The sequence below is a fragment of the Cytophagia bacterium CHB2 genome (genome assembly GCA_030263535.1).
GTDB lineage: Bacteria > Zhuqueibacterota > Zhuqueibacteria > Zhuqueibacterales > Zhuqueibacteraceae > Coneutiohabitans.
On record SZPB01000074.1, the window covers coordinates 1 to 24,656 of the forward strand.

Below are 24,656 nucleotides of genomic sequence, written 5' to 3' on the forward strand. Positions count from 1 at the left end.
CAAGGCGAAAGCGGCACCGGCAAAAGCCACGTGGCACGCCTGATTCATTATTTGACCTTTGACGGACAGATGCCGTACATTGAACTCAATTGCGCCGCCTTGCCGGAGAACCTCTTGGAAGCGGAGTTATTCGGTTATGAAAAAGGCGCGTTCACCAATGCCTTGAAAGCCAAAAAAGGATTGATTGAGGAGGCCGAAGGCGGCACACTGTTTTTGGATGAAATCGGCGAATTGACCCCCAATTTGCAGGCCAAGCTGCTGCACGTGATCGAAACCCGCAAATTCCGCCGCCTGGGCAGCAATCAGGAACAACAGGTTCACATGCGCTGCCTGGCGGCGACCAATCGCGATTTGAAGACGGCCATTGCCGAAAAAAAATTCCGGGAGGATCTTTACTACCGCCTCAACGTGGTGAGTCTCACGCTGCCGCCGTTGCGGGAATTGGGAGACGACATCATTTTGCTGGCGGAACAATTTATCGAGATGTACCGTCTCGAATTCAAAAAAAATGTCACCGGCCTGGAGGAAAGCGCCCGGCGCCTCCTGCGCCAATACGATTGGCCGGGCAACGTGCGCGAGCTGCGCAATCTCATCGAGCGCGCCATGATTTTTTGTGAAACCTCGAGCCTCAAAGCTTCGGATTTGGCTCTTCCCGAAACCCTCGCCGGACAACCACCATCACCGTCATTTCTTCTGCCGGAACAGGGCCTTGAGCTTGAAGAGTTGGAAAAATCACTACTGCAACAAGCCCTGGAACGCGCGCATGGCAACAAAACCCGGGCTGCGACTCTGTTGGGCTTGAGCCGCGACACGTTCCGCTATCGCCTCGAAAAGTTTGATATTGCTTAGCAAAGACCCGTTAATTTGAGTTTGCAGACGCATGTGATGTGGTGTCTTCTCGAGATGATCTTGTACCTGAATTTTGCGCCAAGATTGCCCGATGCCGCGATGAGCGCGGGCGTGATCATAACGTTAATCTCCCCATCGGGTGCTGCACAAAAAAATTTTGCAAGAAGGCTTGCGGCCAACTCCGAAGGAGTGAAATGTTTATAGTGAAGCTCACCCGCGGTTTCTAAAAACTCCGATAGGAGTAACATGTTGGGTTATCACGATATAATCCGCGCCAATTCAATGAAAGCTACATGTCACTCCTTCCAGGATAATTCGAATTGCGAAAAATTAATCACTGAAAATCCAAATGGAGCTTGTACGACACGCCACGACGCAATTGGCAGTCCCCGATGATCTTGCCACTCGCGACCCTCGCATCGTTTTCATGGTCAAGCTCGGGCAGGCGCTGCACCGCTACGGCGTGCCCGCGCATCGCCTCGAACAAGACATGAATCTGGTGGCGCAGCGTTTCGGCATCAGCGGCAATTTTTTCGCGACACCCACCGGCATCTTTGCCTCATTCGGTTTGCCGGAAGAGCATCGCACCAGCCTCATTCGCATCGAATCAACGGAAGTGAATCTGGCGAAGCAGGCGTTGCTCAATGACTTGGTGCGCCAGGTGATTCAAGGTCAGGTCAGCATCGCCGAGGGCACTCAGGAGATCGATCAAATCGTTGCTGCGCCTGCGCGCTTCAGCCCGGTCGTGAGCACAATTTGTTTTGCGCTCGCTTCCGGCTCGGCGGCAAGATTTCTGGGCGGCGGCTGGCGTGAAATCCTGGCGACCACGATCATCGGATTTTTAATCGGCGCGTTGGCCGTTTTTATGGGACGATCATCAGAAGCCAGCAAAATTTTCGAGCCAACTGCCGCGATCATCGCGTCGGCATTGGTGGTGATTGCCGCGCAGTTTTTTGCGCCCTTTTCAATTTATCTCACCACATTAGCGAGCCTCATCGTGTTATTGCCGGGCTTGACCTTGACGGTGGCCATGCGCGAATTGGCGACGCGCAATCTTGTTTCCGGCACCTCCCGCTTGATGGGCGCCGCCTTGGTTTTCATGCAACTCGGTTTCGGCGTGGCGCTGGGCTCACAAATCAACCGGTTGCTGCCGCCGGTTTCATTCACGACGGCACCCGAGCCGCTGCCGGCCTGGACGCTTGGGCTGGCGCTGCTGATTGCGCCGCTCAATTTCACCGTGTTGTTCAATGCCCGGCTGCGCGATACCGGCTGGATCATGCTGGCATGTTTGCTCAGTTTCATTGGCGCGCGCGCCGGCGCGCATTTATTGGGCCCGGAACTGGGAGTTTGCCTGGGCGCGATCTTGACCGGCACGGCCGGCAATCTTTATGCACGCATATTGGATCGCCCGGCGGCAATCACCACCGTGCCGGCGCTGATGATGCTCGTGCCGGGAAGTATTGGCTTCGGCAGTCTGTCAAAATTCATTGAGAAAGATGTCATTTCCGGTGTGACCACGGCGTTCAGTGTGGCTCTCATTGCCGTTGCGCTGGTCACCGGCCTGTTGCTGGCAAATGTGCTTGTACCGCCGCGCAGGCATCTTTAAGTCTGCCGCAGCACGACCGCATGTGTTCCTCATTTTTGATGATTCACTCCCAACACTCTTAAGAGGAAAACCATGACCTGTAAAGATTTTGTCACGCTCTTCGAATACAATCGTTGGGCAAATGATTGTGTTCTCACTGCCGCCGCAAAATTGCATGACGAACAATTCACCCGGAATTTGTCCAACAGCTTTCCTTCGGTGCGCGATACGCTCGTTCACATGATGGGCGCTGAGTGGGTTTGGCTGCAACGCTGGAAGGGAATATCGCCCGGCGCGTTGCTTGCGCCCTCGGAATTTGCCGATTTTGCGGCGCTGCGCGCCAGATGGACGGAGCTGATGCGCGAGCAAATGAATTTCATCAATCACCTGACAGAGGCGGCTCTGGAACAAGAGATTTCGTATATCAATTTCAAAGGCCAAAACTGGAGGTATCCTCTGGCTCGCATGCTGCAGCATGTGGTGAATCATTCCACCTATCATCGCGGACAGGTGGCAACGATGCTGCGCCAGCTCGGCGCTACGCCAGTATCAACAGATTTTCTTTTGTTTTTTGATCAAGCGCGCTGAGATGATTGGCTTTTCGAATGCAGAGTCAAGATCCGTTGCATTTTTAAAGGAAGATCGCATGCAAGTGGTTATCGACCGGCTGACGATCAACGACGCGCCCCTTGTTTTCGATTGGGTGATGCGCTTGCTCACGGAGCTGGGCGAAGAAGGCGAGGAACTGGGCATCTTGGATGAAGAAGGGGTGTTGCGCGCCTGGCGCGAGCGAGGCGATCATTTTCACATCTTCGTTGCCAAAAATACTGCTGGAGAAATTTTGGGCATGCTCACACTAAACGAGACATTTGCCATTTACGCCAACGGCAATTACGGCGTGATCGATGAAATGTATGTCGCGCCGGAATATCGTTCCGCCGGCGTGGGCGGCCAACTTATCGCGGCCATGAAAGCCTTCGGCATGCAAAAAGGCTGGAGGCGCATCGATGTCACCGCGCCGGAAGCGGAACGCTGGCAGCGCACCCGGCGATTCTACGAGCGACAAGGTTTTGTCTTTACCGGGCCCAAGCTGAAACTGATTCTATGATATGGAGGCGTGCATGTCCGATGATTTGAAGTTTCTGCACCGCGCCGTCGAACTTGCCTTGCAGGCCGAACAACAAGGCAATTTGCCGATCGGCGCGCTCATCACACTCGACGGCGAAGTGATTGCCGAAGCCGGCAATGCCATGCTCACGCCGCACTATCACCCCGGCCGTCATGCCGAAACAGAAGCGTTGCAGCGCGTCGCGATTGCGCTGTGGCCGCGCAGCCGCGACATGACGTGTTATACCACGCTCGAACCCTGCATGATGTGCATGGGCACGCTGTTGTTGCACGGCGTCGGGCGAATAGTCTTTGGCGCACAAGACAGCGCGGGCGGCGCCGGCAAAGCGCTTGCCTGTCTGCCGCCTTACTACGCGGAGGGCAAGGGCGTTCCGCAGTGGCACGGCCCGCTGCTGCCGGAGATTTGCGATGATCTTTTTAAACGCGCCCTGCTGCGCTTTGATCGACTCGTTGCCGGTAATCGTTCACAAACGTCGGAGAGTTGAATATGCCTTCTCCACAATTTCTGCCGCTTGCTTCCTATCAAGAATTTCCGCTTGACGAGATGCTGACCCGCGCGGCTGCTTTTCGCGAAATGATGCAACGCCGGCGCACGGTGCGTCATTTTTCAAGCCGGCCGGTGCCGCGGGAGATTATCGCTGATTGTTTATTGGCGGCGGGCAGCGCGCCCAGCGGCGCAAATATGCAGCCGTGGCATTTTGTCGTGGTCAGTGATGCGGAGGTGAAACGCCGGATTCGCGCAGCCGCGGAGAAAGAGGAACAGGAATTTTATCATGGCCGCGCGCCGCAAGAATGGCTCGAAGCGCTTGCGCCGCTGGGTACGGACGAGCATAAACCTTATTTGGAAAGCGCGCCCTATCTCATCGCTATTTTTGCGCAAAGTTTTGGCGCCCTGGCGGGCGGCCGCAAGGTCAAGAACTACTACGTGACGGAGTCCGTCGGCATTGCCACGGGCATGCTCATCACGGCGATTCATCATGCCGGCCTGGTTTCACTCACGCACACGCCCAGTCCCATGGGCTTTTTGAATGAGATTCTCGGCCGCCCGCAAAACGAGCGCGCGTATTTGATTCTGGTCGTAGGTTATCCTGCGCCCGAGGCCGTCGTTCCGGCGGTCAGCAAAAAAGCGTTGCAAGATTTTGTGACGTTTATGTGAAACAAGCCGCATGCGGTGGGAGGTATCAACGCGCGCCGAACAGCACAAACGGCGCCCAATTGGAGGGATGTTGCACGGCTTTGCTCTGTACCTGCGCAAGCTTGGCCGCGCGCAGAGCTTCGGCCTTGGTCCGGCCGCGCGCCAGGTTGGCATAAAACTGATTCATCAACTCCGCAGTGGCGCGCTCAGCGGGACGCCAGAGGCTGAGCACAAGCGTGCGCGTGCCAGCATAAAAAAATGCGCTGGCAAGCCCCAGCAATTCCGCGCCGCCCGCGCGTGAGTCCATGCTCGTTTGGCTCGCGCTCAACACAGTCAGGTCCGTATTGATACTCATATTGAAAATATCCGCTGCGGGCAAGACGCCGTCATTGAACAGCAAACCCGAATTCATCGGATCTTGCGCGTCTAAATGGGCAACGGTTGCCAAGTGAATGTAGCGATTGCCCGGCGCATAATTCTTGAAAAAGGTTTTAGTCGCTTCGCCGTTGAGTTTCGTGTGCGTTTGTTTATAGTGATCGCTGACCAGCTTGATTTCTTGCGCTGAGTAGGGCAAAAAAGGCTGCGCGTTTTGTGAGGCGGTTTCATTGCCGGCGAAGCGCACGGTTCTGTCCGACGCCCGCGCAGCAAAGGGCGCCAGGGTTAGCAGCTCGGCGGCGTAATTCGAAGCCCCGCGTTTGCTGATCGTGTGCAGCATTGCCGCTGCCGGCGCATACGCCAGCGGATAGTGTTCCAGCAAATACCCGGTTTGGCTTGCGCCGGGAGTTGCTTGCGTGACCAAAATATCAAAAGGCAGATAATGCAAGATGCCGTCCGGCACAACGATCAGCGCCGCCAGCGCTTGATTTTGATTTGCCGCGGCGATGCGCGATTCCAGCGGTGCAATGAGAATCTGATAAAGTTGGTGCGCCAGCGCTTGATCAAACGGCGCCTTCTCACCTGCCGCCAATGCCCCTAGCAGCCGGGAAATCTTATCCTCCAGATTGGCCATATTGATCTTGACCAGGTACGGATAAAATTTCTTCTTGCCGATAATAAAACTGTACAGCGCCTGCTCGCCCCAGAAATATTCCAACAACACTTCATCGTCGCGCAAAATGTCGTTTTGCACCTGCTGGATTTGCAGCGGCTGGGGGAATTTCAAATCGGCGTAGGCGGGATTGGCCAGCACCAGCCGGCGGCGCAACAGCTTCCATTGGTGATCTGTTTCTTGCTGTTGCTGCAACAACAGTTGCCGCCGCGACTCGCTGAGGTTCTCGCGCAAGTCCTGCTGCAAGCGCAGCGTGCGCGTAATCAGGCTGCTCTCCGTCTCGCGCAGCTCGTCGTCCACGCCCAGCGTGATGCTCACCGGCCCGGTGAACAACGCTTCGATCAGCGGCTGCATTTTGCCGCGTTCGAGATAAGCAAAGGCATTATTGTAATCCTGCAATTCAAAAAACAAAGGCACGATGCGATCGTCAACGTTCACCTGCGGCATCGGCGCAAGCGCATCTTCGGCCTCCATCACCAGGCTCGGCACGCGTTCTTCGCGCAGCGCGATTGCCTGTTTGTACCACGACAATGCCGAGGCTTTCTCGCCTTGCAATTCATACAAGTAACCGATCTGGCCGAGAAGATCTTGCTCCAGAATTTGATCGCCCAGCCCTCGGCTCATGCGCAGACTATTTTTGAAATGTTGCAAGGCTTGCGCATAGTCCTGAGCGGCGCGGCAAACGACGCCGAGCTGCTTATACGTCACCGCCTCGCCGTTTTTGTTGCCGGCTTTTTGATGAAGTTGCAACGCGTTTTGCAGGCTCGCGACGGCTTGAAAATCATCGCCCGAGGCGGCGTAAATGCCGGCAAGCGCACGGTGCATCTCGCCTTCACCGGCAAGATCTTCCAACTCTTGCTGAATTTCAATTGCCGTTTGCACATACGCGCGGGCTTTCGCATAAGCGCCGCTTTTGCGGTTCAACGCGCCGAGATAGGCCAGCGTTGTAGCCGCGCCGGCAGCATTGCCGCGATCTTGATGAAGCTTGAGCGCTTGTTGCAACGAGGTTTCGGCGCGCTCGCCATTACCCAGCGATAAAAACGTCATGCCGAGATAATTCAGTGAAGCGCCTTTTGCAGATTCCTGCCGCAACTCCTCGGCGCGTTGCAACGCATTTTGAAAATGCGTCAACGCTTCGCGGTATTTGCCCGCCCGCCGCGCCAACTCGCCCAGGTGATGCAATGATTCGATTTCGCCGGCGAGATTGCCGGATTGTTGCTGCAACGCCAGTGATTGCTGATGCCGGCGCACACTTTCCGCATAAGAACCGTGTTGCGTCTGCTTGCCGCCGGTTTCTTGGCGCGCGCCCGCCTGGCTGCTCTTATCGCCCAGATCTTGATACGCTTTCAGCAATTCTTCTTTGTAAAAATCCGCCTGCGCCTGATCGCCGAGCCGGGTGTACGTCTCGACCATGCTGGTGAACAATGCGACCAGGTCGTTTAACTCGCCGTTTTTTTCCAGCAAACGCAAGGCTTCTTGATAGCGCCCGAGCGCAGCGCGATAATCTTTCATCGCAAGATGAACGTCGCCGAGAAGCTTGAGCGAAACGCCTTCCCGCAATTTGTCGCCTGCCAACCGCCGGCCGTTGAGGGCATAGTTGAAATATTTCATCGCGGTTTGAAAATCTTGATTGGCGATATACATTTCACCCAGATGGTGCAACACGGCGCATTCACCGGCTTTGTCGCCCATCGCTTCGTACAGCCGCAGGCTGCTGCGAAAATATTCCAGCGCTTTGCGGTTTTGGCCCAGGCGTTTATGAATCTCACCGGCATTGACGATGGCTGCTGCTTCACCGGCTTTGTCGCCGATATCATTAGCGAGCGCCATGGCTTCATCGAGGCTGCGCAGGCCTTCCTCAGTCTTGCCGGCCAGTCCGAAGGTGACGCCAAGTTGATGCAGTGCCCGGCTCGCGCCGGCGGCATCGTTCAATTCTCTGGAGATCTTTAAAGCTTCTTGTTGATAGCGCAACGCTTCATCATAATTGCGGCCGCTGCGGCTAATCTCGCCGAGATAAGTCAAAGTGGCGGCTTGCAGCGGCTTGAGCTTGAAGCTTTGCGCTAAAACCAACGCGGCTTGATGCTTTGCCGATGCGGTTTGATAATCGCCGGCGCGGCGATAAGCCAACCCAAGCTGATTCAATGTCGTGACGAGATTTGCGGTGTCAGCCGCGGCCGCGTAAATTTTGTAAGCCGATTCAAGCTGCTTCAAGGCATTAGCCCAATCGCCGGTCTGGCGATAGAGGTCGCCGAGCAGCGTTTGTCCCGCGGGCGTGAGCGACATGGTTTTCAACAAGCGCAACGCTTCTTGATAATTCGTTCCGGCATTCGTGAGATCACCTGAAATGCGGTAGGTTTCTGCGATGTGGTACAGCATCGTGCTCGCGCCGAGCGAGTCGCGATCAGCGCGGCAAATCTCCAGCGCGCGCTGAAAATGCCCGATGGCTTTGCTATAATACCCGTTGGCGGCGAAAATCGCCCCGGCATTTTTTGAAACGAGCTTGATGTGGCGCGGATCGCCGCCTTCCAGCGTTGCCGTCAACGCCTCGCGAAAATATTTCAGCGCTTGTTTGTATTGTGATAACCGTTGATATGTTTCTCCCAGGCGATTCAACGTTACGCCCTCACCCGCGCGATCATGAATGCCCTGGCGGATTTTGAGTGCCGTTTCAAATGCGGGCAGCGCTTTTTGATAATCCTGTTGATCGCTGTACAATTCGCCCAGCCGGTTCCACAAATCGGCCTGCCCGGCTTTATCCTGGGCTTTGCGCTTGAGCGTAAGCGCAGTTTCAAAGGAGAGCAGCGCGTCGTTGAATTTGCCGCGGCTGCGGTAAAACTCGCCCAAATGCGCGAGCGTCGTGCCTTCGCCGGATTGATCGCGCGTCGCGATCATGAGATTCAACGCATCATGAAAATAAGACAACGCCTTGGCGTCGTTGCCGAGAAGCTGCTGCACCTCACCAAGCTGATTCAAGACGCGCCCCATGCCGGGTTGATCGCGCGCCTCTTCCAATAGCGCCAACGCTTTTAAATAATATTCCTGCGCACGGGCGTAATCCCGGCCGGCCTGGTAAACCCTCCCAAAGTTTTTGAGCACCCAGCCCTCGCTCGACTTGTCGAATTTTGCGCGCGCGATTTGCAAGGCTTCCTCGTAAGCGGACAGCGCTTTCGAATAATCGCCGAGATCGGAATAAATCTGGCCATAATTATTCAACAGGCTAATGCGCAGCGAGTCATTGCTGACTTGTTTCGCGATGGTTTGCGCCTGGGTGAGATAACGAAAGGCTTGTTCGTGATTGCCGGCTTCGCGATAGATCGAAGCCATTTTGTTGAGAATGCCCACCATCCCGATGCCGTCTCCTCGTGCCCGCGCTTTCGCCAGCACCTCCTGCAAATTGGCCAGCGCAAGCTGGTGATCGCCCATGCTTTCATAAATCTCGGCAATCATCTGCAAGGATTCCTGTTCGCCCTCGGTTTTATTTTGCAGCCGGAACAAATAGACGCTACTTTCCAAAGCATCGAGCGCTTTTTCGTAATCTGCAAGTTTGTATGCTTGGGTGCCTTGATTATAAAGATAGCTTGCCAGCACATTAGCATGAAAAGGAAAGCGCGCGACCAAGCGCTCGGCTTGCGCCTGGTTGCCGCTGCGCACCGCTGCCATGAAACCATCCATAAACTCCTGCCCGGAAATTTCCGGCGGCGCAACAGTATCCGGCGGCGCCGGCTCCAACGCCTCTTGTCCCAACGCCCGTGCGGCGAAAGTCGAGAGCAATAAAACAGTCAGCGTCGCGGTGATGCGAGTTCGATGGTTCATGGTTGAGATCCTAGCTTAGTGCTTGCACGTAATCGTGACAGAGATAAAAAAGTCCGCGTGTTTTGTGTTGAAACATTGGCTTGCGGCGTCGCAGAGGCCTGGCGCATTCGAGCATCAAAATTCCCTCACGCTTGCGACGGTTCAGCAATGGCCTTGTGACAACGGAGATCGCGCAGATCAATTTCAGGTGACGGCGTCTGCTTTTGTTAGGCTTAAACTATGACACAAGTGTTGCGCCGGCAAATCCTCTTGCGATGGTGATGTAAGTCAAGCCTGACAAACGCAACGCGATGGTTGTAAGGTCTAAAATGCAAGATTCAAGCCAATTACAACTCATTTTGTTTTGAATTCATAAACGCCGTCCCAGTTTTCCGGCGGCGGCGACTCGATGAAATTGAAACAGCGCGTCACATAAACGCGCGACGGGCCGTCCGAGGGAAAATAACGCAACACGCGCTTGAATTGCTGCAAGGCGCGCGTCCATTCCCGCTGTTTGTAAAGCTCCAAGCCCTGGGTATAAATTTGAATGATCAAGTCTTCTTCGATTGCGGGCAGTGGCTCCATGCTGCGCAATTCAAAAATTTTCACCGGACGCTTCTTGCCCTTCACCCGCACCAAATCAAGCTCGCGCACATGCGCGCGTTCTTTCACCTGCTCGTAGGTCGATTCCGATACGATGATCGACGTCCAATATTCTTTATTGGCGCCTTCCAGCCGCGCGCCGAGATTGACTTCATCGCCGATGACGGTGTAATCGAACAATTGCTGCGAGCCCATGTTCCCCACGATCATGTGCCCGGTGTTGATGCCGACACCGATTTGAAAATAATCCTGCGCATTTGCGGACCAGCGCTTTTGCATCTCGCGCAGGCGGTCGATCATTTCCACCGCGGTTTCACACGCTTTCTCGGCATGATTGGGATAATGATAGGGCGCGCCGTAAACCGCCATGATTTCGTCGCCGACGTATTTGTCGAGCGTGCCCTGGCGCTGCTTGATGATTTCGGTCATCTCGGTGAGATATTCGTTGAGGCGTTGCACCACGGTTTCGGGCGAGTGTTTTTCGCAATACGTGGTGAAGCCGCGAATGTCGCTGAACAACACCGTGAGCTGGCGCTTTTCGCCGCCGAACTTCGGCATCGCGCCCGAGGCCAGAATGCTGTTGACGATGCTCTCGGAAACGTATTGTTGAAACACGCGTTTGGTGCGCCAGCGCTCGCGGCGCTCGGCAATGATGATTTGGGCGTTGTTGCCGATATAGCTCAACACAATCGCCAGAGTGGGGGCAATCACCGGCGCCCAGGTCAACAGCTTGATGAAAAAGAACACCGCCACGCCCAACAGAATCATTAGCTCCAACGCCACCAAAACCAGGCCGGTCAGTGTGCGGGTTTGCAGCACGAGAACCATCGTGACGAAAGCGGCCAGCAGCAGCACCAGAAGATCAACCCAAAACGGCGTGCGTTTGATGGAATCACCCAGAAGCAATGTGCTCAGGGCGTTCGCATGCACCTCCACGCCCGGCAGTTTGCGCCGGCCCTCGCCCTCGCCATAAAACGGCGTAAACTTGACGTCTTGCAATTCTTCGGCAGAGGCGCCGACAAAAACGATTTTGTCTTTGAAAACCTCGTTGGGCAGGAAAACATTGTCAAAATAATTCGTGTCAAGTTCGGCGACCGCAAGCTGAAAATCACGGTCATCCAGCACACTGGAAAGCGAATACGTGGGAAACGTGCGTGCCGGTCCGCGAAAATTGATCAAAAAGCTGCTGTTGGTAAAGCGCGGCAATTCCGCGCGGCTGGGCAATTGCACCACGCCGTTTTTCTTGTCCGGCGAGGCGGCTTCTTCGTGTGTGAGATGGCGCCAGGCATGCAACGCCAACGGCAAATAGCTCGCCCCCTCCCAGTTTTCATACAGCAAATACCGCCGCACAAACCCGTCAATATCCTCCTCGATATTCACGATTCCCCACGGCCCGCTTTGCAAGAGCGGCTTAATGGGCTTGACGATGTAGGTGTTGAGGGTGCCGCCGTACGCGAGATCAAAAGCCTTTTTACCCGCGAATACGACCCGGCCCGAGCGCCGCGAGGCTGTGGCGAGCGCCTGATCTTCGGCGGGATTCGAAAGCGTCGGCTCTGAAAAAATGATGTCGAACAGAATCAAGCGCGCACCGGCGCGGGTGAGATTATCGACCAGCTTGGCATAGTAGGTGCGAGGAAAAGGCCAGCGGCTCGGCAAATCAAAAAAGGATTGATCGTCGATATCGACGATCACGATATCGAGCGCAGCGATCCCCTCCGGGGGCGACGGCCCGCGCAAGTCAAAACGAAGATCGTAGGATTTAAGCTCGAGATTCTCGAATGCGGTGGTAAAGCCAAGAATGAAGGCGAGCAGCACGGAGAACAAGCTGATCGCGCTGCCTAAAATCCATTTGTTGGTCAGCGCTTGCGACAGATTCACGTCAAATCGCCTCAAAAGCGGAATTCATAATGTGCCCGCGCAATGCTGTTGGTGAAAGATGAGCGCGGCGTGAAAACCGGGCCGGCTTGGATGCCGCCTTTATCGCTGTATTTGATCAACGCCAGGTCCAATATGAATTCGTGACGCTGTTTGACCAGAATCGATCCGCCAAGTTGAAAGCCGGTTTGCGTGTATTTGATGATATTCACCACGGGCGCGCCCGTAACGCCGCTTTGTCCCGAAGCGCCGACGAAACGCATGCCAAAGAAGGTGCGGATTTGCTGCCGGGGAAATTCATAATCCGCGCGGCCGCTGAACATGTTGAAATTGAACTGGCTTTGCTGCCCGCCAACATTGTTGTCGTTGAAGGCGAGATTGAACGTCGTCATCAACGGCGAATTGTAGCGCGTGCGCACGTTGATCGACACCAGATCCGAGGTTACATCGCCGCCGCCAAAACCCGCAACGCGCGCGCTCGCCCAGCGATCGATGCGATCCGAATTCGTCAGGCTGAGGGAAACCGTGTGATTGTAATTCAAGACCTGCATCTCCTGGCTGACCGTAAACGAAAAATCGCGCGTGCGATTATCCTGGCGTAGATCGGTTGTGTCCGGCTGAATGCCGAGGATATTGGCATTGGTAATGATCAAATCTTTGATGCCGTTATCACGATCATAATTGCGCAAATTGAAATTCAATGTGGGAAAATTGCGGTTCCAGTTGATCAGCACGCCAAATTGCACGGCATTCAACGCGGTGGAGGGTTTGCCGTCGCTGTTGTCGAAATGATCGGTAAACCGTTCCAGGCCGAAGTTGAGATTGACGCGATTGCGCAGCAGCCGGATGCGATCATAAAAACTGAAGCCGCGAATATCGTTGCGCAAATAGGTATGGCCGAAGGAATTGTATTCCGAGCCGATCTGCTTGAACGTGAAGGTGAAGAATTGATTGAAATAGTTGAAGCGCAAGCTGAGTTGATACGCCAAAGCCGTTTTGCCGGTCGGATCGAGCGGCGTCGTGCTTTCGTTGATGATCAGCCAGTCCTGAAAGTCCGCGGGGTCGAACGGCAATTTCACGCTGCCATCGGTGTACAGGCTGTCGACATACGACTGCGTGATGATGGGCATGCGCGTGTCTTTCGTCATAAACGAATGCGCCGCCGCGGCTTTGAATTCGATGCGCCGGCGATCCGCCGACATGAGAAAATCCGCGCCGACCACGAGATTGTCACGCGGCGCAACGGTGGCGCGGTTGGCCGTGATGGAGGTGGTGTCATCGCGCGCGCGCAGCAGCGTCAATCCGAATTGAAATGAGTGCCCGCCCAAGCTCGGACGAATGCCCCACATCGTCTGGCGGTACGCGCCGCTCAAGCCGTTCGGAATCGGCTCGATGCCGCGCATGGTTTCACCGGTGATGAAATCAACATTGATGATGCCGGTGTGCAAACCCGCCTGCAAGCCGCGCACGCGCCGGCCGTACAAAACGAGATCATTGAAATAGGGCGTGGCATCACCCAGCGTCACGTTCAGCAAGCCGGTACCGGCGCTCAGTGTGAAACGATTGCGCGGCTGGAAATTTCTATCCTCCAACGAAGTGAAATATGCCGTGGCTTCATACTGCAACGGCCCGGTTTTCCCGCTCAAATTGCCGCCGACATTGTTGTTGTCGAGCGTCGTGCCGCCAAAATTTTCGTGGCGCAACTCGGCAAATGCCACGCCGCTGGCGAGTTTCTGCTGTGCCTCCGCGTTGAATTCGACCGCTTCAGCTTTGCGCGCGACTTGAAATTGCCAGCTTTTGGGATTCAGACGCTTGCCCGTGCGATCGTTTGCGGCGACCGTCACTTGATGCTTGCCGGCCTTGAGCTGGCTGACCGTCACTGTCGCCAGCAACGAGGAAATTTGCGCGCGCGCGGTCACATCTTTACCGTCCAGCATCACTCTCACGGAAGTCGAATCGACGTTCGCCTCCGGCGCAAATGACGCCAGAATCAGCGCGCCTTCGTCAGCAGGAAGCTCGCTCAGCGGTTCCGGGCTGAGCGGCAAAATCGGATTTGTCAGGCTCATGGCGGCGAAGGCCGCGCCTGTTCGGGTGTTTTCAAAATCACCGGCTTTGGGCGCTTCCATTTGGCGCAGCTTCTCCTGCATCTGCGGGGAAATGCGTTCGGGCTTGGTGAGTGAATCTGTTTTTGTTGATCTCCGGCCCAGCGGCTCGTCGCGCCTGGGCGGAATGGACTCCGGCTTGAAGGGATCGCCGCTGCCGCGCTGGCCATTAGGCTCGTCCACGATAATGTCGAAAGGCTGGCCGTAAGGATTTCTGGCCGGATAACTCATCACGCTTTGATCGCTCAACAACGCGAGTAAAAAATATTGCAGGCCCGGCGGCTGCACAATGCGGCCCGGAATTTCGCCGAGGTATCCGCTAACGCCCGGGCGCATATCTACAAAGCGAAAATTGCTCTCCCCCATCCGCCGGAAATACACGCGCACGTAAATCAGCGAACGGCCGGGCGCATTGATTTGCGCGTCAATGCGAAGGGCGCGGCCTTGCTCGGCTGAGGTGATGGGAATATGATCGATCTCAGGCGTTTTTTTTGACGAGGAAGAATTCGTTTCCCCGCGCTCGAACGCCCAACCCACGCCGACGCAAGACATCAGCCCGAAAAATGCCAATAGTCGTAGAGAAAATTTCATAGCGCCTCAAAGACTTGGTGGTGCAAAACTGTCGTCACGGATGCAACCCCGGCAGCCGGATAAATTCTGGCCGTCACAAGCAAGAATTTATTTTCGTTCCGTCACGGCTTGGCCGTAGCTGAACGTTACCAAGCTTAGTGAGCGTCTAAGAATTACTTCCTGAGTTCATCATAGTCGTGCCCCCTTGTGGGGCATTGATGGGACACGAGATTTCAGTGTTCCATCATCCGCCCACAAGGGGCGGGGGCTACGTTTGTGTGAGGGAAGTTATTCTTAGATGAACCCTTAATCATAATTAATCTTGAGCTTCTTCTTCTGCCCGCTGGCGTCCTCAAACTCGATTTCAAAGCTGCCGCCGGTGCTGTCATCCTCGCCCCAGCTCGGAATTTCATCCGGCGTTGAGGGCCGCACGGTGGGCGCTTGATCTTTCTCCAAAGTGCCGGTATATCCGGCATTCACCAGCACTTTGCCCAGCGCGTTGGCCAGCTCGACCGCGCCTTCCAGACAAATGATGATCATCTTGCCGGCTTCGTCCGTGATGCAATAAAAATTCGTGCCCTTAACCGCGGCCACACCTGAAGGCGTCTGAACCCGGAACGGCGACGCGCTCTTTGTGACTTTCGCCCAAAGCTGGCCGAATTCCATCGCAATCGTTTTCACAATGCTGTTTTGCTGGCGCATGCCCTTGATGGCAACTTTGGAATTGGAGCGAACCTTGAGCAGCGACTTGTCATCCGTGAAAACCAGCGCGGCGAGCGATTCATCGCCGGTATGCAGCAGATTGCCGTTGTGCAGACGCGTGCCCTGCTTGGCGATTTCTGCCGGCCGGTTTTGCACGCGGGTGACATCAACTTTACCTTTTGTTTTGAGCACCACGGCAACATCGTTAGCTTGTTGCGCCAGGCCGTGATGCGATATTCCGAAAAGCGCGACCAGCAACGCGCCGATTGTGATGAGCGATTTCATATCTCGATCCATAAATTTTGTAGTCCCGGCCCCTCGTGGGCCGCTGAGGCGCCGGTAGCGTAGTTCAATCCCGGCGGTTTGCCATTACAAAGGCAGAGGTGAATTGGGAATCGCCGCTGGCCTTCTTGCATGCGTGACCGCGCCAATTTTTGTGAGCAATCACTCCACCGAAAATGAATTCAATTTCTTCGCGCTCATGCGCAGTTGTGTGATCAAATCATTGAGATCGATTCGTTTGCCGTCGAGAATGACAGTGCCGTTGGGTAAATGCCCTTCCAACGGACCGCCGGCTTCAAACAGCGCGGTGACATCTTGCAAACCCAGGCTTTGCAGCAAGGCGAGCAATTGTTGCAACAACAACTCGTTCTCGCTGCCGCCGAAGGCACTGACGCGGAAGCACCAAATTTGCCCCGGCAACTCCAACGGGCCGGTTTGGGTTTGGGCGATGGCGTGAATTTGCCAGTAATAAGTTCTGCCCTCTTGCAACGGCAAACCTTCGGAGGGATATTGAAACGCCGGCGAGCCGAAGAAATCGGTATTCCGTTTCAGGCGAATGCGCAAGCGCGGCGGATTTTGCATGACGTCTTCCGGGCCGGAATTGGTGGGCAGCAGCTCACAGACGGTCAGAATGAACTCATCCGCTTCGGAATCCCATTTGAATTGCGGCAGATTGGTAAAAACGATCGGGCAATCCCGGTCTTCGGCCGGCATGCCCGGCGAGACGGGATCGAGCGAGGGCAGGCTCGAAATGAACAATTCTCTGGAATCATTGTAGATTTCCACCGGCCCTCCAGAATTGGTGAGATCTCGAACAATGACATCAAGAAAATAGCGGCCATTGGGCAGCCGCCCGGTGCGCAAAACGTTGTCAATGACATTGTCCACCGCGTTGGGATCGTAGCGAAAACTGGCGACGCGGATATCCGGATTCTCACCTAAGCCGCGAAAATCGCGATATGTGATGCGCCGTTCACTCAGCGGCTGTTCGCTCGGCGCCATGAGAAAAGGCTCGGTGACGGAATTGACAATTGGTGAAAGGCCGTTTTCCTTACGGAAAGTCATTTCAATAGTGGCGTTCGTGGGCGTCTGGCTGACATTGCGAATCCCAAAGCGGAACAATTCCGCCGGATTGCCGCCGCCGGCAATGTCAAAATCGGAAATAAAAAAAACCTGGCTGGCGATAATCTCCAGAGGATCGACCACCAGGTTTTGCGCACGCGCGGTGCTGTTTAAAACAAACAACGCCGCAACCGCACTGGCGGTAAACACCAACCGGCGAACGAGGCGGCCACCGTTGATTTTAATCATAGATGAGTCTCCTGATAGGATTGCTAGGCCACCCTGACAGCACATGTTTGGAAGGCTTGGCTCTCTGCTCCTTAAGAGTTTTGCTGAGAGAAGATTTACCGGCTTTGCCCAACGCCTGCGTAACACCGCGCAACAAGATGCTTTTGTCGAATTTTGGGAATGTGCAGCAGACAGCCTGTGTGAAGACGTTGCATTCCATCGAAGACTTACTTGTCGAAGGCTGGCTTGTCGCTGGCTGAGCTTGTCGCTGGCTGAGCTTGTCGAAGCCAGCACCCTTCGACAAGCTCAGGGTACGGGTCCCGAAAATTTCACACAGTCGTGATACCTGCCAGCGAGGTTTTGGGGGAAAAGTTGGAGGGATAAAAAAAGGGCGATCATCAGTGATCGCCCTGGTCAGCGAAATTTTGTGGAAGTGTTACTGCGGCAGCGTCAGCACCACCTCGATGCGGCGGTTGCGGCTGCGACCTTCCTCCGAATCATTGGTGGCAATGGGGAAGTTCTCGCCAAACCCCACGGCCTGAATGCGATTCGCGGGAATATTCATATTGGCGACGAGATACTGCTGCACCGCGATGGCGCGCTCGGTCGAAATGCGTTGATTGTTGGCATCATCGCCGCGCGAATCCGTGTGGCCTTCAACGGAGATGAACGAATCCGGCACTTCGCGGATGGCGCGCTGCAGCTTCGTCAACAACGGGAAATATTCCGGCAGGATGACGGACTTGCCGGAGGGGAAGAGCAGGCCGATGAGCCGGATGCGCAGGCGCTCATTTTCGCGCGTGACCACGGCCTCTTGCGGGGTGAACATGGTCTCTACACCTTTGATGCGTTCCTCGCGCCGCTGCATCTCTTGCTGCCGGCGCTTCTCTTTCTCAAGTTGCGATTCCAAGCCGGCTTGCGCTTCACGAATGCTGTTCAGTTCCCTGGTCAGTTCCTCGTTGCGGCCCTCGAGCTTGGCCACTTCATTGGTCAGGCTGCGGCGATCCTCGCGCAACGATTTCACCGCTTCGCGAATATCGTTGATCGGCTTGTCGATGCCCTCGTCGAATTGCGGCTCAAAATCAAGCTCGCGCGCAATGCCGGCAATTTTTTGTTCATACGCAATCATGAATTTTTCCCATTGCGTCTCATCGACTTTGACGCGCTGCACTTGCTCGGCGATTTGTTTGGCGTGTCGCACTTCGTATTCCGCGGCTTCGGCTTTCTCGCGCGCCGAACCCGCGGCATAACGATTGGTGTTGAGAATTTTTTCCGCTTCCGCCAGCAAGGCCTCGGCTTTGCGATAACTGTCCGGCGCGAGGCGATCCATCTTCGCGGCTTTTGCCTGAGTGATTTGATTGCGCACACCGCCGATCACGCTGTTTTTGATGGCGTGCAGTTCTGCTTCGCGAAAAAGCTGCTCGGCTTCATCGCCTTTTTTCTGCGCCGTGTTCACGTCGCCGGCCTCCACACGGCGGGTGGCCTCGCCGAAGGTTTTATCGGCCAGGGCGAACTTTTCCGCGGCGTTTTGCTCGGCCTCGGCCTTGAGCGCATCCTCGCGCGCGCGCAGCGCTTTTTCCAACGCGACTTTGCCGAGATTCGCGGATTTCACGGCGGCCTCCAAATCAACACTGATCTCAGCGAGTTTTTTGTTGATGTCGGCCAGCGCGCGGCCGCGTTTGAAATCTTCCCGTGCTTCGTTGTATTTCTTCAGCGCGCGACCAAAAGCCTCCGGCGCGAGAATATCCGCCTGCGCGGTTTTGGCCTGCCCGAATTTTTCCTGGGTTTTTCCGAATATTTGTTGATAGACTTTTTCATCCTGAGCCTGCCGGCCATAACTTGTAGCTGTCACACCCAACATGACAGACAGCAGGATTCCTAGCACAAGCTGGTATCGAGACATGAGACCCTCCGCTGGTTTGAGTGCATCCTTCTGATTATGATTTTTGAGTCATTCGTTTTGGCAGCTTTTGCAGCACAGCTTCAAAGCGCGCGATGAAATCATCCACCACGCTTTCATCGATGATAAGCGGCGGCTCCAGCCGGATGATTTGGGGATTCGCGAGAATTGACGCAACCAGCACGCCTTCCTCAAAGAACAATTCATAAAGCAAATTACCAATGTCGTCGCTGGCAAACTCCAGCCCGATGAACAAGCCCAGCCCGCGTACTTCCTTGAGGTATTGCGCGTGCTGTGTTTGCAGGTTTTCGAGCTTGTCCAACAAATAATTGCCCACGCGTTCGGCGCGCTGCGGCAGCTTTTCCATCTCTATGACGTCGAGCGCTGCCAATGCCGCCGTCGCCGCCAAAGGATTGCCGCCGAACGTGCTGGTATGAATCGTGGGCCACTCGTTCAACGGTTGCCACACCTCTTCGGTCGCAATGAACGCGCCGATCGGCAACACGCCGCCGCCCAACGCCTTGGCGCTGCACAAAATGTCCGGCGTCACTTGTTCATGATCACAGCCCCACATTCTGCCAGTGCGCCCGAGGCCGCATTGAATCTCGTCGAGAATGAGCAACACGCCTTTTTGCGTGCAGATGTCGCGCACGCGCCGCAAATAGCCCATCGGCGGAATGCGAATGCCGCCTTCACCTTGAAACGGCTCGAGCAGCACCGCCGCGGTTTTGTCGGTGAGCGCTTTTTCCATAGCCTCCACCTCGCCGAACGGCACATGCGTGAAGCCCGGCAGCAGCGGTTCAAACGGATCTTTAAATTTGCGGCGATACGTCGCGCTCAACGCACCCAGCGTTTTGCCATGATAGCCGTCCACCGCACACACAAACTCGTGTTTGCGGGTATAAAGTTTTGCGAGTTTGAGCGCGCCCTCCACAGCCTCGGTGCCGCTGTTGCAAAAGAAGGCGTATTTCAAATTGCCCGGCGTAATCTCCGCCAGTTTTTTGGCCAGCAGCCCGCCCTGCGGATGCAACATCTCTTTGGAACCCAGGGGCATGCGATCGAGTTGTTCCTTAACCGCAGACACCACGCGGGGATGGCGGTGACCGATATTAAAAATGCCATAACCGCCCAAAAAATCGAGATACTCCCGGCCGCGCGTGTCTTTGATGACATAGCCTTGCGCGCTCCATTCCAGCGCATGATACTTGGCAGAGACGGTTTTCGTGCCGTACACGCGATTGAGATGCTCCGTCCAATTATTGAGCAAACCCGGAATCATCTCGTCCGAGACAAAATTCAAAAGCGACATAGTTCCCACCCTTGACAATTGCAATTGCATGACAAACGAAACATCAACCTAGGCGTCATTTTGCGAAAGCATTTTGAAAGTAACCAGAATTTGCGGAAAAGGCAAGCCTTGCAATGAACGAGGCGTGACTTGTTTTCCGCGGCAGAATAGCGTAAATTCTCGCGCCACTCAGTTGGTGCAATACGGGAAGAAATGGTTAATGGGTAATTGACAATTAACCATTAGCAATTATCCATTCAGTTTTTGTGTTAAACTCGAGATACCGATCACACTATGAAAGAACCCGCGCTGAATGCGCATCGCATGCGAAAATTGATTCAGGCGATTAAAGGCTACATCTACACCGTCAAAGTCGAGAACGGCTTCGCGGTCGCCACTTATCATGGCGAAGGCTGCGCGCATCATCCACCGCGACGGCTCCCTGCGCTGGGTAAAGAGCACTATTGCCCTGAACAAAGACGAGCATGGCCGCGTGCTTTCGTATGACGGCTTGATCACCAACATCAGCGTGCGCAAGAGCGCGGAGGAAGCGCTGCGCGAAAGCGAACAGCGCTACAAGCGCCTGCTTGCTTCTGTGACGGATTATATCTACACCGTGCGCATTGCCAACGGCGTTGCGCTCGAAACCACGCACGGCCCCGGCTGCGTTGCGGTAACCGGCTACGCGCCGGAAGAATTCGACGCCGACAAAGAGTTGTGGTATCGCATGCTGCATGAAGATGATCGCGCCACCGTGATCGCCCGCGCCAATCGCGCCATGCAGGGCGAGGCCGTGCCCGGCCTGGAACACCGCATCATTCACAAAGACGGCGGCGTGCGGTGGGTGAAGAATTTCATCGTGCTGCGCCGCGAGGCGCAGGGCGCAGTGGTTTCGTACGACGGCCTGGTGCGCAACATTACTGCCAGAAAAAGAGCCGAGGCGCTGGCGGAGGAGCGGCGGCAGCAACTCATGCAAGCCGACAAGCTGGCGAGTCTGGGCATTCTGGTGCAGGGCGTGGCGCATGAAATCAACAATCCCAACAACTTCATTTTGCTGAACGCAAAATTTCTGTCGCGCGGCTGGCGCGAAGTCAAACCGATTCTCGATGAATATGCCGCCCGCAACGGCGATTTTATTCTCGCCGGACTGCGCTATTCGCAGATGTATGATAAAATCTCGCAATTGTTTGCCGGATTGATCGACGGCTCGAAACGCATTCAAAAAATCGTGCTCAGTTTGAAAAATTTCGGCCATGAAGGCGTGCGCGGCGCGCGCGATTTGGTCGATATCAACAACGTGGTGGAAAACGCCGTCACCATCGTCAATGCGCTGATCAAAAAATCCACCGAACGATTTCAGGTGTCGCTCGCGCAAAATCTTCCGCCTGTCATGGGCAATGCCCAGCAGCTCGAACAAGTGTTGATCAATCTTCTCACCAATTCTTGCCAGGCCTTGCGGCGCCGGGACGCGGGCCTGCGTCTCGAAACCTTGCACGAGGCCGAACGCAACCGCCTCGTCGTGCGCGTCAGCGACGAGGGCATCGGCATTCCGGAAGCCGATCTCAAGCGCATTTTCGATCCTTTTTTCACCACCAAACGCGAGCTGGGCGGCACCGGCTTGGGCCTTTCGATTTCTTACAAAATCATTACGGATCATGGCGGCGATCTGAGTTTCAAATCGCAGGTGGAAAGGGGCACGACGGCAACCGTGACGCTGCCCGCGGCAAATATCGCCGTGCCGAGTTCCGGCGCCTTTCGCACTGCGGCAAAGGCTCTGTCATAAAGACTGTCACGCCCAATCTTAAACCGGCCAAACCGTGGCTGAACATTACCGAACGTGAATGTCTAAACTCCTACACCGATTTTCAGACAAGCTGAAAATCGAAGCTCTTCGAGCAGATTTGAAAACGTCGTCCACAGAAGTAGAACTACCACAGAAAAAAAACTTTTCAGTGGGATTTCATTTCAGTGGGCGAAACACTTTCAGTATTTTATTCTAACTTTGAAGAGCTAATTGCATAAGAGCCTGCATGAAATAAATGACGATAATGAAAACCGATTAAGCAAATGAACCCCACCACCTATCCCGAGTATCCTGTGCTGCTCATCGATGATGAAGAGCGCTTTCTATTCAGCATGGAAATCACGTTGCACGCCGGCGGCATTACGGCCGTGACCAAATGCCAGGACAGCCGGCAAGCGCTGGCATTGTTGGCGCAGCAAAAGCATTCCGTGGTGTTGCTGGACTTGTACATGCCGCATCTCTCGGGAAAAGAGCTGTTGCCACAGCTCATCGAAGCGCATCCGGAAACGCCCGTTATTGTGTTGACCGCGGTGAACGAGGTCGAAACCGCGGTGGAGTGTATAAAGGCGGGCGCGTTCGAGTACATCGTCAAGCCGGTGGATGATGCGCGGCTGGTGACTGCCATCCGGCATGCCCTGCACATGCAAGAGATCAAAAATGAAAACGATTTGCTGAAAAAATCGTTGTTATCCGATGATCACTTGCAGCATCCGGAAGCGTTTGCAGAAATCATTACGCAGCATGCTGCCATGCTTCGCATTTTTAAATATATCGAAGCGATTGCCGCCACGCCCCTGCCCGTGCTCATCACCGGCGAAACCGGGGTGGGCAAGGAACTGGTGGCGAATGCCATTCATCGCGTGAGCGGCCGGCCGGGCGAATTCGTTGCCGTCAATGTCGCCGGCGTGGAAGACACATTGTTCTCCGACACCTTGTTCGGGCATCTGCGCGGCGCGTTCACGGGCGCGGAAAAGCTGCGCCGCGGCTTGATCGAGCAGGCCGCCGGCGGAACATTATTTTTGGATGAAATCGGCGATTTGAGCGCTGAATCGCAAGTGAAGCTGCTGCGGCTGCTGCAAGAGGGCCGTTATTATCCGCTAGGCTCGGATATGCCCAAAATGTCGGAAGCGCGCATTGTGGCGGCAACGCATCAAGACCTGGCCGCAAAACTGAACGCGGGAAGCTTCCGCAAAGATCTCTACTTTCGCCTGCAAGCGCATCACATTCACATTCCACCGCTGCGCCAGCGCCTGGACGATCTGCCATTCTTGATAGAAAGTTATTTGGAAAAAGCCGCGCGTGTGCTCAACAAAAAGAAGCCGACCGCGCCGCGCGAGCTGGCCGCGCTGTTGCGCACCTACCCCTTTCCCGGCAACGTGCGCGAATTGGAAGGCATGATCTTCGACGCCGTGAGCCGGCATACCGCCGGCGTGCTGTCGATGAATTCCTTTCGCGAGAAAATTTCGCAAACCAGCGGAACAGGAAGCCCGCCGGGCGCGATGTCTTTGCCGCGCGTGGAAAGCGAAACCCTGAACGCCTTGAAGTTTTCAGAGCGTCTTCCCACACTGGCGGAAGCCGAACAATTGCTGATTCAGGAAGCGCTGCGGCGCGCGGATGGCAATCAAACCATTGCCGCCAGCTTGTTGGGAGTATCGCGGCGCGCCTTGAACAATCGTCTTCGCCGCGAAGAACGGGAATGATTTGTTTGCTTTCTCGCGTCGTCTTTCTCGTTTGCTTAGGATGGTCGCTTAAATAACTTGCCCATATGTCAAACCGCGAATGAACGCCAATCAACGCGAATTTTAAAAATGAGCATGTTCCTTTAATGCCACACCATAGAATCGTTGTCCGAATGTCTCTCGCGATTCTTGCAAATGTTAATTTATTCCCTCCTAAGCTGGTGCGGCCGGTTGAAATAAAATAGATGAGCGCCGCTCGAGCAAAATTAATATTGCTTCCGTTGTTCTTTTTCATGATATTGCCGACGTTCTTGACTACAATGCGAGCATGCCTATGAACCGCCGTTTCAAGCTCCCCGCCGCCCTTGTGTTCGGGAGTCTTCTCGTTTTTTTTACGTTTTGTTCCTCCCGCGACGATAACAAAGCCATTCTAATGAAAGTCAAATCCATTCGCGGCAGCGCCGAGTCCGGCGAAATGATTTTGGTGTTGCGCGAAGATCAGGGCGACCGCATCCTGCCGCTGTCCGTCGGCGGCGAACAGGCGTTGGCGATTCACCTGGGCCAGCAGCATGTGACCACGCCGCGCCCCATGACGCATGATCTCATTGTAAACATATTCAAATCGCTGACCATCGAAGTCGAGCGCATTACGATTACCGAGTTGAAAGGCGGCACATACTACGCGGAGATCGTGCTGCAAAACGGCTCGAAAACCTACCGCATTGATGCGCGGCCAAGCGATGCGATTGCATTATCATTGCGCGTCGATGCGCCGATTTATGCCATGCCGAATTTGTTGATGGAGTTCTCCGAAGAGCCGGAAGCTTCCACGGCCTTTTCCTCTCAAACCGAAGCCGCAAGCTGGGGCATGACCGTACAAGCGATAACACCGGCGCTGGCGGAATTTTTTGGCGAAAAAGAAGGGGTTCTGATTTCCAGCGTGTGGGAAGAGAGCCCTGCGGAAAAAGGCGGTTTGCAAGCCGGCGATATACTCCTGCAGGTCGAGCAATCACGCATTCACAAT

General features: G+C 55.1%; 16 protein-coding genes. 9 read left to right on the plus strand and 7 right to left on the minus strand.

The window, feature by feature from the left end:
- The 6 genes from FBQ85_09645 to FBQ85_09670 all read left to right on the plus strand — a co-directional run.
- Positions 1-849: AAA family ATPase (locus tag FBQ85_09645; protein ID MDL1875409.1), on the plus strand; the 849-nt coding region annotated here is incomplete at its 5' end.
- Between the two features lie 349 nt (positions 850-1,198).
- The gene (locus tag FBQ85_09650) at positions 1,199-2,455 is read left to right on the plus strand and encodes a threonine/serine exporter family protein (GenBank protein ID MDL1875410.1); all 1,257 of its coding nucleotides are present in this window, start codon (positions 1,199-1,201) and stop codon (positions 2,453-2,455) included.
- Between the two features lie 72 nt (positions 2,456-2,527).
- Positions 2,528-3,022, plus strand: a complete 495-nt coding sequence (locus FBQ85_09655; protein MDL1875411.1) for a damage-inducible protein DinB — start codon at positions 2,528-2,530, stop codon at positions 3,020-3,022.
- Between the two features lies 1 nt (position 3,023).
- Complete coding sequence (locus FBQ85_09660) at positions 3,024-3,542, plus strand: GNAT family N-acetyltransferase (protein ID MDL1875412.1); 519 nt, start codon at positions 3,024-3,026, stop codon at positions 3,540-3,542.
- Position 3,543: 1 nt separating this feature from the next.
- A complete protein-coding gene (locus FBQ85_09665) occupies positions 3,544-4,047 on the plus strand; it encodes a nucleoside deaminase (protein MDL1875413.1) in 504 nt (167 codons plus the stop codon).
- A gap of 2 nt (positions 4,048-4,049) precedes the next feature.
- Positions 4,050-4,718: a nitroreductase family protein gene (locus FBQ85_09670; GenBank protein MDL1875414.1), complete on the plus strand. Its 669-nt coding sequence runs from the start codon at positions 4,050-4,052 to the stop codon at positions 4,716-4,718.
- Positions 4,719-4,743: 25 nt separating this feature from the next.
- Here the strand turns inward: FBQ85_09670 and FBQ85_09675 are convergent, their stop codons facing one another.
- The 7 genes from FBQ85_09675 to FBQ85_09705 form a co-directional block, all read right to left on the minus strand.
- Positions 4,744-9,558, minus strand: a complete 4,815-nt coding sequence (locus FBQ85_09675; protein ID MDL1875415.1) for a tetratricopeptide repeat protein — start codon at positions 9,556-9,558, stop codon at positions 4,744-4,746.
- 333 nt (positions 9,559-9,891) lie between these two features.
- On the minus strand, positions 9,892-12,018 hold the full coding sequence (locus tag FBQ85_09680) for an adenylate/guanylate cyclase domain-containing protein (GenBank protein MDL1875416.1): 2,127 nt from the start codon (positions 12,016-12,018) through the stop codon (positions 9,892-9,894).
- Between the two features lie 11 nt (positions 12,019-12,029).
- Positions 12,030-14,708 (minus strand): hypothetical protein, encoded by a 2,679-nt coding sequence (locus FBQ85_09685; GenBank protein ID MDL1875417.1) that lies wholly within the window; start codon positions 14,706-14,708, stop codon positions 12,030-12,032.
- Between the two features lie 285 nt (positions 14,709-14,993).
- Positions 14,994-15,686 carry a hypothetical protein gene (locus FBQ85_09690; protein ID MDL1875418.1) on the minus strand — a complete coding sequence of 231 codons (693 nt, stop codon included), beginning with the start codon at positions 15,684-15,686 and terminating at the stop codon, positions 14,994-14,996.
- A gap of 147 nt (positions 15,687-15,833) precedes the next feature.
- Entirely contained in the window at positions 15,834-16,982 is a 1,149-nt protein-coding gene (locus tag FBQ85_09695; GenBank protein ID MDL1875419.1) for a hypothetical protein, read from the minus strand.
- 415 nt (positions 16,983-17,397) lie between these two features.
- Positions 17,398-18,864, minus strand: a complete 1,467-nt coding sequence (locus tag FBQ85_09700) for a hypothetical protein (protein ID MDL1875420.1) — start codon at positions 18,862-18,864, stop codon at positions 17,398-17,400.
- A gap of 34 nt (positions 18,865-18,898) precedes the next feature.
- A complete protein-coding gene (locus FBQ85_09705) occupies positions 18,899-20,200 on the minus strand; it encodes an aminotransferase class III-fold pyridoxal phosphate-dependent enzyme (protein ID MDL1875421.1) in 1,302 nt (433 codons plus the stop codon).
- 352 nt (positions 20,201-20,552) lie between these two features.
- Here FBQ85_09705 and FBQ85_09710 point away from each other — a divergent pair, with 352 nt between their 5' ends.
- The 3 genes from FBQ85_09710 to FBQ85_09720 form a co-directional block, all read left to right on the plus strand.
- Complete coding sequence (locus FBQ85_09710; GenBank protein ID MDL1875422.1) at positions 20,553-21,932, plus strand: PAS domain S-box protein; 1,380 nt, start codon at positions 20,553-20,555, stop codon at positions 21,930-21,932.
- A gap of 284 nt (positions 21,933-22,216) precedes the next feature.
- Positions 22,217-23,653, plus strand: coding sequence for a sigma-54-dependent Fis family transcriptional regulator (locus FBQ85_09715; GenBank protein MDL1875423.1), 1,437 nt, complete (start codon positions 22,217-22,219; stop codon positions 23,651-23,653).
- A 307-nt stretch (positions 23,654-23,960) separates the two neighbouring features.
- The coding region (locus FBQ85_09720; protein ID MDL1875424.1) for a PDZ domain-containing protein at positions 23,961-24,656 on the plus strand (696 nt) is incomplete at its 3' end.